Source organism: Tardiphaga sp. 37S4 (assembly GCF_021044645.1).
Lineage (GTDB): Bacteria > Pseudomonadota > Alphaproteobacteria > Rhizobiales > Xanthobacteraceae > Tardiphaga > Tardiphaga robiniae.
The window spans coordinates 3,157,790-3,170,313 of record NZ_CP088008.1; the positions used below are offsets into that span (position 1 = coordinate 3,157,790).

Annotated in this window: 7 protein-coding genes; 2 read left to right on the forward strand and 5 right to left on the reverse strand. The window is 60.8% G+C overall.

All coding sequences use genetic code 11. The annotated features are described in order from the left end of the window. Window positions 1-5: 5 nt before the first annotated feature. From LPB73_RS15365 to LPB73_RS15375, 3 genes are read right to left on the reverse strand one after another with little or no spacing between them, the layout of a single operon-like run. Complete coding sequence (locus tag LPB73_RS15365) at window positions 6-3,353, reverse strand: error-prone DNA polymerase (RefSeq protein ID WP_231077397.1); 3,348 nt, start codon at window positions 3,351-3,353, stop codon at window positions 6-8. Next, on the reverse strand, window positions 3,350-4,933 hold the full coding sequence (locus tag LPB73_RS15370) for a Y-family DNA polymerase (RefSeq protein ID WP_231077398.1): 1,584 nt from the start codon (window positions 4,931-4,933) through the stop codon (window positions 3,350-3,352). The genes LPB73_RS15365 and LPB73_RS15370 overlap by 4 nt, the downstream gene beginning before the upstream one ends. Further along, window positions 4,827-5,618: an ImuA family protein gene (locus LPB73_RS15375; protein WP_175366676.1), complete on the reverse strand. Its 792-nt coding sequence runs from the start codon at window positions 5,616-5,618 to the stop codon at window positions 4,827-4,829. Before LPB73_RS15375 ends, LPB73_RS15370 begins: the two co-directional genes overlap by 107 nt. A gap of 162 nt (window positions 5,619-5,780) precedes the next feature. Here LPB73_RS15375 and LPB73_RS15380 point away from each other — a divergent pair, with 162 nt between their 5' ends. Both LPB73_RS15380 and LPB73_RS15385 read left to right on the forward strand, forming a co-directional pair. Further along, complete coding sequence (locus LPB73_RS15380) at window positions 5,781-7,022, forward strand: putative DNA modification/repair radical SAM protein (RefSeq protein WP_231077399.1); 1,242 nt, start codon at window positions 5,781-5,783, stop codon at window positions 7,020-7,022. 21 nt (window positions 7,023-7,043) lie between these two features. Beyond that, window positions 7,044-8,507: a UdgX family uracil-DNA binding protein gene (locus LPB73_RS15385; RefSeq protein ID WP_231077400.1), complete on the forward strand. Its 1,464-nt coding sequence runs from the start codon at window positions 7,044-7,046 to the stop codon at window positions 8,505-8,507. Between the two features lie 3 nt (window positions 8,508-8,510). Here the strand turns inward: LPB73_RS15385 and cnbZ are convergent, their stop codons facing one another. Together cnbZ and LPB73_RS15395 are read right to left on the reverse strand one after the other, a co-directional pair. Then, the gene (gene cnbZ / locus LPB73_RS15390; protein WP_231077401.1) at window positions 8,511-9,254 is read right to left on the reverse strand and encodes a 2-amino-5-chloromuconate deaminase CnbZ; all 744 of its coding nucleotides are present in this window, start codon (window positions 9,252-9,254) and stop codon (window positions 8,511-8,513) included. 126 nt (window positions 9,255-9,380) lie between these two features. Then, entirely contained in the window at window positions 9,381-12,470 is a 3,090-nt protein-coding gene (locus LPB73_RS15395) for a MexW/MexI family multidrug efflux RND transporter permease subunit (protein ID WP_089266965.1), read from the reverse strand. Between the last annotated feature and the right edge of the window lie 54 nt (window positions 12,471-12,524).

A 12,524-nucleotide genomic window follows, 5' to 3' on the forward strand; every position in this document is an offset into this window, starting at 1 on the left:
GGCGCTTAATGGAAATCCCGCGAGCGCGGCAGGATCCGGACATTGCGCGGATGGCGAATGCGTTGTGCGGGATTGTCGGGATGCTCGCGGCGATCGTCATTGATCGCTTCGGGACCTGACAGCATTTGTCGGGGTCCACCAAGCGCATCGTTGCCAAGATACTTCAGATCGTCCGAGCGATCGATCAGCCGTTCGGCAACCAGATGGACGACCTTTTCTGGACTGCTCTGGATGCGCCCCTCGACCAGGATGAGTCTGGAACCCATGACCTCCCTGCGAAACTGCTCCATCACCTTCGGCCAGACCACGATATTGGCGATACCGGTTTCGTCCTCCAGCGTCATGAAGACCACGCCATTGGCACTACCCGGCCGCTGCCGCACCAGCACGACGCCGGCACAACGCACGCGCCGTCTGTCATTGGCATCCACAATGCTCGCGCAGGTCACCACTTTTTCCCGCGTGAAATTCGCGCGCAGGAACTCCATCGGATGTCCCTTCAGCGACAGCCGGATAGTCTGATAATCGGCGACCACCTGTTCGGGCAAAGGCATCTCAGGCAGAGGCTTCGCATTCTCGTCCGGCTGCTCGCGCGCACTCGCAACTTCGAACAACGGCAACGGCACATCATCGGGTAATCGCCTTACCGCCCATAGTGCGGCACGGCGATCGAGCCCGATCGAGCGAAATGCATCGGCATCGGCCAGCATGATCAGCGCGCGTTTTGGCAAAGCGGTATCGCGGGCGAAATCTTCCAGCGAGGTGAAAGGCTGTAGCTCTCGCGCGGCAACGATGCGCTTGCCCCAATCTTCTCCCGGCGGCTTGCCAGCTTTTGCACGTTCGCGCTCCTCATCCGGATCCGCCCATTTGAATCCATCGATCTGGCGAAAGCCGAGGCGAACGGCGCAATAGTCTCTGCTTGGTTCTTCTAGCGTATTCTGCGAATGACTGAAGGATACATCGATCTCCCGCACATCGACGCCATTGTCGCGCGCATCGCGCACGATCTGCGACGGCGCATAAAACCCCATCGGCTGTGAGTTCAACAGCCCGCAGCAGAACGCATCGGGATGATAATGTTTTAGCCATGACGAGACATAAACCAGCTGCGCAAAGCTGGCCGCATGGCTTTCCGGAAAACCGTAGCTGCCAAAACCTTTGATCTGATCGAAGCAGCTCTGGGAAAATGCCGGATCGTAGCCGCGGTCGACCATCTTGCCGACCATCTTCGCCTCGAACGTATGCATGGTGCCGACATTGCGGAACGTCGCCATGGCGCGGCGCAGACCATTGGCCTCTTCTGAAGTAAAATGTGCCGCTTGGATGGCAATGCGCATCGCCTGTTCCTGAAACAGTGGCACGCCAAGGGTCTTGTGCAGGACATTCTTCAGTTCGTCCTTGTTGCCCCCCTTCGGAAATGGATATTCGATATCATCAGGGTTCATCGCCCGCCGCTTGAGATAGGGATGCACCATGTTGCCCTGGATCGGGCCCGGGCGAACAATCGCGACTTCGATGACGAGATCGTAGAAGGTGCGCGGTTTCAGGCGCGGCAACATGTTCATCTGGGCACGACTCTCGACCTGGAATACGCCGAGGGATTCTCCCCGCTGAAGCATCTGGTAGACCGGATCATCATCCTTGGATTTGATGTCCTTGAGTTCGTAACGCTGTCCTTTGTAATAAGCGACCAGATCCAAACATTTCCGGATGCAGGTCAGCATGCCCAGCGCGAGCACGTCGACCTTCATCATTTTCATCGTGTCGACATCGTCCTTGTCCCATTCGATGAAGGTGCGGTCGTCCATCGCCGCATTCCCGATCGGCACATAGGTATCGAGCCGGTCCTGCGTCAGCACATAGCCGCCGACATGCTGCGACAGATGGCGCGGAAATTCGATCAGCTCGGTGGCCAGCTCGACCGCGCGCACGATCATCGGATTGGACGGATCAAGCCCTGCCTGCTTGACCTGCATCTCGTTGAGGCCTTTGCCCCAACTGCCCCAGACAGTATCGGCCAGCGCCGAGGTGACGTCTTCGGTCAGTCCCAGCGCCTTGCCGACATCGCGGATTGCCGAGCGCGGCCGGTAGTGGATGACGGTGGCGATGATTGCCGCGCGATGACGGCCGTATCTTTTGTAGACATACTGCATCACCTCTTCGCGCCGGACGTGCTCGAAATCGACGTCGATGTCCGGCGGCTCAAGCCGTTCCTTGGAGATGAAGCGCTCGAACAGGAGATCAACCTCGGCGGGATTCACCGAGGTGATGTCGAGCATATAGCAAACCGCTGAATTGGCCGCCGAGCCCCTGCCCTGACACAGGATGTTCTGGCTGCGCGCATAGCGGACAATATCGTGGACAGTCAGAAAATAATGCGCATAGCCGAGCTCCTTAATGAGCGCGAGTTCCTTTTCCAAGGTGGCAACAAGCTTCGGATCTTCTGTCTTAGGAAAATGCCCTTTCATTCCTTCCCAGGTCAGATCCGCGAGATGCTGCTGAGCGGTCTTTCCCGGCGGCACCGGTTCGTCGGGATATTGGTATTGGAGTTGGTTCAGTGAAAAGGTGATGCGATCGGCAAAACGGATGGTCTCGCGGATCGCATCCGGATAATCGCGAAACAGCCGAGCCATCTCAGCAGCCGGCTTGAGATGCCGTTCGGCATTCATTTCCAGCACCCGGCCAGCCTGCTCGATGGTGGTCTTCTCGCGAATACAACTGACCACGTCCTGCAGTATGCGGCGATTTGGCGTGTGATAGAGCACGTCATTGGTGGCGATCAGAGGCACGCGCGCGGTGGATGCGATGCGCTGCAGCTTTGCCAGACGACGCCTGTCATCCCCGCGATGAAACGGACTGGCGCCAAGCCAGATGCCTTCCGCCAGCAGGCCCGATAGTGCATCGAGCGTGCGCAGGACAAGATCACAGTCGATCCGATAGGTCGGCATTAGAACAAGCAACACCCCTTCGCTAAACTCCGCGAGATCGCCGAGCTGCAGCAGGCATTCACCCTTGTTGCCGCGCAACTTGCCCATGCTGAGCAACCGGCACAGTCGGCCATAGGCAGCGCGGTCGCACGGATAGGCAAGGATGTCAGGCGTGCCGTCATTGAAGACCAGCCGTGTGCCGATCAGAAGCTTCGGTTTGTAGACAAGATCCTTGTGGTCCAGCTCGGCAAAGGCACGCACCACACCGGCCATGGTGTTGTGATCGGCAATGCCGATGGCATAAAGCCGTTCGATACTGGCCTGATGCACATAGTTCTGCGGATGCGACGCGCCGCGCAGGAACGAGAAATTGCTGGTGACGCTAATCTCGGCATAATCAGGCGCGCCGACGCCGCCCGTGCTCATGCGAACAGCCCATGCACGAACCATTGCGGCGAAACGGCTTGATCGTCCACGTCTCTGATCTCACCATAAAGCCCGTCGCGGAAGAGCCAGAAACGTTGACCTGCCTCATCCTCGACGCGAAAGTAATCGCGCGTGGGCTTCGCCTCCGAACGCCACCACTCCATCGACACACGCTCCGGACCTTCCACATGAATGACGTTGTGAGACACCCGTCGCCAGGTAAACTTCTTCGGCGGCTTGTCTGGAAACTCCGCGAGCGGAACATCGATCAGTTCGGGCTGCTCGAACAACCGTAACGGCCGCAATGGCGGCTCGTCTTCACGCGCCGGCCATGCTGCCTGCATGGCGGCAGCCAGATGATGCTGTGCCGGCACACCCAGCATCGCGCGTTCGGGAATGTGGCTCTCGACGGGCAGATAAACCAGCACACGCCGCGACCCGATCCGCGCAGCAATACGGTCGATCAGGTCGGCCAGTTCATCGTTCGCATGCACATTGGCATCGAGATCGCGCTGCTGCTGCACGACAATCTCGGTGCGGCTGGCCGACAGGCGGATCATATCGAAACCGAAACCGGGATCGAGCGGATCGGCAATCGCGTCCAGTCGCTCGCGGAACAACCGGTCGATCACCTCGCCCTTGGTCACCGGCAGGCCGGTTTCCGCGGTGATCACCCGCACCGCGCCGTCGGTGCGAAAGAACGCCGCTTCCAGCCGCCGCGCGCCCTTGCCCTGCCTGTCCATCGCATCGATCAGCGTGCGCGCCAGCTTGGCCAGTGTCAGCGTAATCACACCATCGGTGGCGATCGGTTCGGCGAAGCGTTGCTCGACGATATAATCCGGCAGCGGCTTGCGCGGGGAAATCGGTGCATCGCTTTGCCCCAGCGCCTGTTCCAGCAGCGTCGTGAATTCCGCGCCGAAACGTGCGGTGATTTCGGGGCGCGAGCGCGAGGCGACATCGCCGATGGTCTTCAAGCCGGCGCGGCGCAATCCACGGATGAGCGCCTCATCGGCGCCGAGCGTGAACAGCGGTAGCGGCGTCACTGCCTTGGCCTCCTCGCCCGCGGCGACGATCCGGCCATGTGCGTATCGACTGAGCGTGCGCGCGCATGTCGATGTCCCCGCAATCGCTGCACTGACAATAAAACCCTGCCGCGACAGCGACGCGCAGAGCTGCTCCATCAGTGCCGCCTCGCCACCGAACAGATGGGCACAGCCGGTGATGTCGAGAAACAGGCCATGCGGCAGATCCAGCGCCACCAGTGGCGTGAAGCGGTCGCACCAATCGGCGATGTCGGTCAGTACCTGCGTATCGGCGACAGGATCGGCATCGAACACCTGAATGTCCGGACAGACCGCACGGGCATTGGCAAGCGGCAGACCTGGTTCAAGGCCGAGCTTCGCCGCGGCATCGTCCAGCGCGGAAATCTGCAGCGCATTGCTTTGCTTGGCGACGACAATACTTGCTTGCAGATTAGCTGGCGCGCCGTTGCGCGCGAGCTGACGTTTGATGCGATCGGTTGGCAGGCGCGGCAGCCACAGGCTGAGGATGCGCCGATGTGTCACGGAAAACGCACTCATCACACTTCCATTCCATGATCCATTGCCCGTTCGGGCCGTGACGATTTCGAACCAGTTGCACGTCGAGCATGGGCACGCCCCATGATTGCCAGGGCCTGAATGGCGGCGAATGCGCGGAGCGGATGATCCAGCGCGTCTCTGCCGTACTCGAGACCGGAACGCCTGCAGTCCGCAGCAACAGGCACGTGACGCCCGAGCCGCGCGCCGCCAGCGTGAGTTTGCGGCTGGCGACCAGGTCGAACTGTTTGCTGTCGCCCCAGGTTTCCAGCACGACGCTGCCCAGCGCATCGCAGGCCAGCGCATCAGCCGTGGTCCGCAATGCCGTCTCGACATCGGGCGCGCGCACGGTGACCAGCAGGCGCGGATCGAGGCCGAGCTCACGCCAGCCGCTCATGGCCAGCGCGCCGCATTCGCGTTCGGAGAAATCCTGCCGGATCCACAGCAGCGGCCGCTTTGCCGAGACACGATGCGCGAGGCCGGCGACAAAGCCCGTGGCGGCCGCGCTGTGCCGGCCTTCGGCGAACACCTCATGCATGGTGCCACGCGCGAGGCCGCCTTGCAGCGCCGCGTCCGCCTCGGCATGACCGAGCGACACGCGATCCGGCGCATAGGTATCGCTGTGGGTCTCGATGCGTTCGATGCTGCCGCGCAATTGCGCGAGCGTGGTCATGCGTGCGCCGGTCATGCGCCGCTCCTCGAAATTGTTTTGCCGTGGCGGGTCTTTAGTGAACCCATTGCCGGCCCATTTGTTCATGATATGTTCTAATATAAAGCTAAGATGGCAAGCCGAGTCAATCGGGATCATCAGCCACTTTTTTAGCGTTTGGAATCAAAGGGATTTTTGAACATGGACGTGAAGCGCAAGCTGGAGATCCTGGCGGATGCCGCGAAATACGACGCGTCCTGTGCGTCCAGCGGTACCGAGAAACGGGACTCCCGCGACGGCAAAGGCATCGGCTCGACCGATGCAGGGATGGGGATCTGTCATTCTTACGCGCCGGACGGCCGCTGCATCTCGCTGCTGAAGATCCTGCTCACCAATGCCTGCAATTACGATTGCCTTTATTGCGTCAACCGGGCCTCCAGCAATGTGACGCGTGCCCGCTTCACCGTGGACGAAGTGGTGCAACTGACGCTGGATTTCTACCGGCGCAATTACATCGAGGGACTGTTTCTCTCGTCGGGCATCATCCGCAGCGCCGATTACACGATGGAACAGGTTGTCGCCGTCGCGCGGAAACTGCGCGAGGAGCATCACTTCCGCGGCTATATCCATCTCAAGACCATTCCGGAAGCCGACGACGCGCTGATCACCGAGGCCGGAAAATATGCCGACCGCCTCTCCATCAATATCGAGGTGCCCGAGGAAGACAGCCTCGCAAAGCTGGCGCCGGAGAAAGACGTCCGTGCCATTCGTCGCACCATGGGTCGATTGCGGTTGAAGCTCGATGAAGCCCGCGAGGGTCGCAAGCCGACGCCGCGCGGCAAAGTCGGGCCGCGTTTTGCGCCAGCCGGCCAGAGCACGCAGATGATCGTCGGCGCCGACAGCGCCAATGATTCAACCATCATCCGCACCTCGGCCAATCTGTACGGGTCCTACAATCTGAAGCGTGTCTATTATTCCGCCTTCAGCCCGATCCCCGATGCGAGCCGTTCGCTGCCGCTGCGCGCCCCGCCGTTGATCCGCGAGCATCGGCTTTACCAAGCCGATTGGCTGATGCGCTTCTACGGCTTCGACGCCGACGAGATCGTCGATGACAATGACGGCATGCTGTCGCTGGACATGGATCCGAAGCTCGCCTGGGCGCTGCGCCACCGCGACCGTTTCCCGCTCGACGTCAACCGCGCCAGCCGCGAAGACCTTTTGCGCGTGCCCGGTTTCGGCGCCAAGGCCGTGCAGCGGATCATCGAAACGCGCCGGATCTCGTCGATCCGCGTCGGCGATCTCGCGCGGCTGCATATTCCGCGGAACAAGGCACTGCCTTTCATCGTTCTTCCGGATCATCGCCCGGCCGTTAATTTGCTGGACGGCGCGAAGCTGGCGGAGCGGTTCAAGCCGAAGGCGACGCAATTGGGATTTGGGTTTTAGAATTTCATTTCAGGAGACCTGATGCACAGTATCGTGCTGGACAGCGACACCGACTTTGAAGGCTGGCGCAAGGCGGCACGACAACTCGTGCTGAACAACATTGCTCCCACTCAGGTGAGATGGATCCTCGCTGGTGCTGAACTTGAACTATTTTCTGCCTTGCCCGAGACGTCGCTCTCTGACGCCGCGCAAGGCACTTTCAACGTCTCGGCCAAATTCGTCGAACTGGCGCAAACCGCAATCCTGCATCGCGACCCCGAACGCTTCGCCCTGCTCTATCGTCTGCTGTGGCGGCTGCGCGACAATCCCGATCTGATCCACGTCGCGATCGATTCCGACATCGCTAAATTACAGGCGATGGCCAAGGCTGTCCGGCGCGACGAACACAAGATGCATGCTTTCGTACGGTTTCGCGAAATCGGCCGCGAGCCAAAATCGCATTTCGTCGCCTGGTTCGAGCCCGAACATCACATCGTCGAACTCGCGGCGCCGTTCTTCGCGCGGCGCTTCGCCGACATGGCGTGGTCGATCCTGACGCCGGATCTCTGCGCGCATTGGGACGGCCACGCGATTTCCATCACGCCCGGCGTCAGCAAAGCCGATGCGCCGACCAAGGATCGGCTCGAAGAGGTATGGCTGACCTATTACGCCAACATCTTCAATCCGGCACGGTTGAAGACCAAGGCGATGCAGAACGAGATGCCGAAGAAATACTGGCGCAACCTGCCCGAAGCCGCGCTGATCAAGCCGCTGATCGCGCAAGCTGAACGCATCACAGGTGACATGATCGCGGCTGAAGCCAGCGCGCCCAGGAAACCGCAACGTCGGGAGGAGACCATGGTCAAGTCGCATACGACCAAAACGGCCGAACATACCGGGAAGGAAAGTCTTGCCGCATTGCGCGACGAAGCCGCCGATTGCCGTGCCTGCCATTTGTGGAAAGATGCGACGCAAACCGTGTTCGGCGAAGGCCCGCAGCATGCTTCTGTGATGATGGTCGGCGAACAGCCCGGCGACAAGGAAGATCTCGCCGGCAAGCCGTTCGTCGGACCGGCCGGACAGATGCTCGACAAGGCGCTGAAGGAAGCCGGCATTGTCAGGGACAAGGTCTATGTCACCAATGCGGTGAAGCACTTCAAATTCGTGCCGCGTGGAAAATTCCGTCTGCACCAGAAACCGGCAACACCTGAAATCAAGGCGTGCCGACCATGGTATGAGCGTGAAAAGGCATCCGTAAGACCCGAGCTTGTCGTCGCGATGGGCGCGACAGCCGCGCAAAGCGTGCTCGGCAAGATCACGCCGATCGGCAAGACCCGCGGCCAGATTATCCAGGCTGACGACGGCACACAGGTTCTCGTGACCGTGCATCCATCCTATCTGCTACGACTGCCCGACGAGGATGCCAAGGCACGCGAATATGCGCATTTCGTCGAAGACCTGCGCATCGTCGCCAAGCATCTGAGCGCTGCAGCGCGCGCTGCCTGACGGTCAGATCACGAATTCACGCATCACACGCCGCGTATCCATCTCGAATTCGAGATCGACCACCGGCGGCCGCGCAAAATGCCAGGTCATGCCCTGCCGCGACGCACCGCGCTTGACCAGCTCATCGGCCACCACGGGATGGAAGTCCTGTACCGTGTAGATCTGCGTCGCAGTCGTGTCCTTCCATGAGAAGCCGAATTCGCCCAGACGCTCCTCCATATTGCTCATGGTCATCCTCGTTTTCTCCCGGAATGCGTCCAGCGAGGCCTCGCGATAGCGCGTGATCCGCTCGGGATATGTTCCAGGACCACCGCGCGCTTCAGCACCACCCGCAATCACGAAAGTCGGCTTGGCACCGAGCGACGGCCGCGTGAACGAGAACGCGTAAAACGACGGTTCGCTCGGCGGATCGATCTCAAGGCACACATTGCTGCGCGCGACAGGATTGTTCGTGCCGTCGAAGATGCCCCATTCAGCAAGCGTCTTGACATAGTGCTCGTTGAATGTCCGGAAGCCAGCCTCATCGACCACTGCAGGCGAGCGCAACTCGCAGGCGCAGAACGATGTCAGCGGGCGATCGGCCGCGAGAATGTAATCGGCAATACGCGCAAACCCATCGGCCAATGGCAGCCACGTGTCGAAACGCACGCGCTCGATCTCGAAATCCGCATTGGCGGCAACGCCGCTGGAATACTGAAATACTGCGGGAATATAGCGATAATTGCCGGCCGGAAAATCGCGCGTCATGGGATGGGTCCTGTGGGGCCATGCGGGCCGCCAAAAGATAATGGCGGATCGCATGAAGCGATCCGCCATCCAACCTCAAACCACGTGGCCCCGCAAGCTCAGCTTCGCAAGGCCGCGTCCGTGCGATCAGGCCGTCCGCGTATGCTCCAGATCGAATTCCTCGATCTGCTTGGCGCGCTCCGTCTCTTTGCCGGCGCGGTGATCGGTGGCGATGGCCACGTAAACCGCGGGCAGCACGAACAACGTGAACAGCGTACCGATCATCATGCCGGAGACGACAACGAGGCCGATCGAGAAGCGGCTCGCTGCACCAGCACCCGCCGCGGTGAGCAACGGCAACAGGCCGGTGACCATCGCGGCCGTGGTCATCAGGATCGGACGCAGACGCACGCGGGCAGCCATCTCGATGGCCGAACGACGATCGAGACCTTCCTTGAGCTGCAGTTCGTTGGCGAACTCCACCATCAGGATGCCGTGCTTCGAGATCAGACCGACCAGCGTCAGCAAGCCGACCTGGGTGTAGATGTTGATCGTCGCCATGCCGAAGAACAGCGGGATCAACGCGCCCAGGATCGCCATCGGCACAGTAATCATGATCACGAGCGGATCGCGCAGACTTTCGAACTGCGCTGCCAGCACCAGGAAGATGATGATCAGCGCGAAGCCGAACGCCACTGCCAGCTGGTTGCCCTCCTGCACATACTGCCGGGAATCCGCGAGATAATCGTGGTTGAAACCCGACGGCAGTTGCTTGGCGGCACCCTCAAGGAAGTCGACCGCCTGCCCCACTGTCACGCCGGGCATCGGCACCGCCTGGAAGGTCGCCGAATTCAGCTGGTTGTAATGCGACAGCGCGTTCGGGTTGGTGCCCGTTTCGACCTTCACCAGCGTCGATAACGGCACCTGCTGACCCGTGATCGTCGGCACATAGTAGTTCGCCAGCGAATCCTGCGAGAGCCGCATGCCGCGCGGCACCTGCGGGATCACCTGATAGGAGCGCCCCTCGAGGTTGAAGCGGTTGGTGTAGTTGCCGCCGAGCAGCGTCGCCAGCGTATTGCCGATGCTCGACATCGTAATGCCGAGGTCGTTGGCCTTGGAGCGATCGATGGAGACGCGCACCACCGGCTGATTGAAATCGAGATCGCTGTCGCTGACGATGAACAGGCCGCTCTTGCGCGCGGTGTCCTTCAACTTGACCATCTCCTCATAGACCGACTGGAAACCGTTGGTCGAGCTGATCACCATCTGGATCGGCAGACCGCCGGGACCGCCCGGCAGCGCCGGAAGGTTGAATGCGAAGGCGTTGACACCCTCGATCTTGCTGAGTTCGGCCTGCACCAGCGGCTTCAGCTGCGTGGACGAACGCTTGCGCTCGTCCCACGGCTTCAGCAGCATGCCGGCGATACCGTTGCTCGGACCGTTGGTGCCGTTGATGATGAAGCGCAGATCGGTTTCCGGGAACTTCTTGAACGCCTCGTCCATGCGATCGCCATAGAAATCCGCGTAGTCGATGTTGGCGTATTTCGGTGCCTTGGTCACCGCAAACAGAATGCCCTGATCTTCCTCGGGCGCCAGCTCCTTCGACGTGTTCATGTACATGAAGCCGACGAGACCGAGGATCACAACGGCGAACATGGCCGTGATGGGGCGATAGTCCAGCGAACGATCGAGCTGCCGGCCATACCAGCGCGTGGTTGCGCCGAACACCTTGTCCACCTTCTTGGCGAACCAGCCCGGCTCTTCCTGCTTTAACAGCACCGAGCACATCATCGGTGACAGCGTCAGCGCGATAACGCCGGATACGATCACCGAGCCCGCCAGGGTGAAGGCGAATTCGCGGAACAGCGCACCGGTCAAACCGCCGATGAAGCCGATCGGCGCATACACCGCCGCCAGCGTGATGGTCATGGAGATGACCGGACCAACGATCTCGCGCGCGCCTTCGAGCGACGCCTGCACCGGCGATTTGCCCTCCTCGAGATGGCGGTGGATGTTCTCCACCACCACGATGGCGTCGTCGACCACGAGGCCGATGGCGAGCACCATCGCCAGCAGGGTCAGCAGATTGATGCTGAAGCCCATGACGAGCATGAGGCTGCAGACGCCGACCAGCGACAGCGGAATCGTCACCACCGGAATGATGACTGAGCGGAACGAAGCCAGGAACAGGAAGATCACCACGATCACGATGCCGACGGCTTCGATCAGCGTGTTCTGAACTTCCTCGATCGACGACGTGATGAACTTGGTGGAGTCGTAGGCGACCTTCATCTTCAGCGATGGCGGCAGGTTACGCTCGAGTTCGGGGAACAGCGCGCGCACGCCCTTGACGATGTTGAGCGGATTGCCGAGCGGTGTCGCCTGCACGCCGATAAAGATCGCGCGCTCGCCACTAAACGCCACGCTCGCGTCTGTACTCTGCGCGGCAAGCTCGATGGTGGCGATATCCTCCATACGGACAAAGCCACCGTCCTTGGCTTTCACCGTCATGCGCTTGAATTGCTCGACGTTCTGCAGGTCGGTATTCGCCGTCACATTGGAGACGATGTAATAGCCCTTGGTCTGACCGGCTGCCGCCTGGAAGTTGTTGGCGCGGATCGCCGCAGCGACATCGTCCGGAGATACCCCGCGGCCCTGCATGCGTAGCGGATCGAGCCACAGGCGCATGGCGAAGGTCTGACCGCCGAGGATTTCGGCCGACGCCACGCCGTCCACAGTCGACAGGATCGGCTGCACCGCGCGCGTCAGGTAGTCGGAGATCGCCGAGCCGGACAGTTCCTCACTGGAGAAGCCGAGATACATCACCGCCGTCGTCGACCCCGTGGACTTCAGAATGACGGGGTCATTCGCTTCGCGCGGGATCAGATATTTGACCGAATTGACCTTCGACAGCACTTCGGTGAGCGCGGCATTGGGATCGACGTTGAGCTTGATATAGACCGAGATCAGGCTCTGGCCCTGCGTCGATGCCGACGTCATGTAGTCGATGCCTTCAGCAGCCGCGACGGCCTGCTCGATCGGCGTGGTGATAAAGCCCTGCATCAGGTCCGGCGACGCGCCGGGATACACCGTGGTGACGGTGATCACGGTGTTCGACAGTTTCGGATACTGACGGATCGGCAGGCTGGTTGCAGCCTTGAAACCGATCAGCAGGATCAGCAGGCTGACGACCAGCGCCAGCACTGGGCGCTTGATGAAGATATCCGTGAAGACCATTGCGGTCGCTCCGTCATCGGCACCGTCTGCCGGCCATCACAGGCCGCGCGACGA

Coding starts and splice junctions, on each gene's coding strand:
- LPB73_RS15365 (WP_231077397.1), bottom strand. CDS start 3,353: ATGAGCACGGGCGGCGTCGGCGCGCCTGATTATGCCGAGATTAGCGTC.
- LPB73_RS15370 (WP_231077398.1), bottom strand. CDS start 4,933: ATGAGTGCGTTTTCCGTGACACATCGGCGCATCCTCAGCCTGTGGCTG.
- LPB73_RS15375 (WP_175366676.1), bottom strand. CDS start 5,618: ATGACCGGCGCACGCATGACCACGCTCGCGCAATTGCGCGGCAGCATC.
- LPB73_RS15380 (WP_231077399.1), top strand. CDS start 5,781: ATGGACGTGAAGCGCAAGCTGGAGATCCTGGCGGATGCCGCGAAATAC.
- LPB73_RS15385 (WP_231077400.1), top strand. CDS start 7,044: ATGCACAGTATCGTGCTGGACAGCGACACCGACTTTGAAGGCTGGCGC.
- cnbZ (WP_231077401.1), bottom strand. CDS start 9,254: ATGACGCGCGATTTTCCGGCCGGCAATTATCGCTATATTCCCGCAGTA.
- LPB73_RS15395 (WP_089266965.1), bottom strand. CDS start 12,470: ATGGTCTTCACGGATATCTTCATCAAGCGCCCAGTGCTGGCGCTGGTC.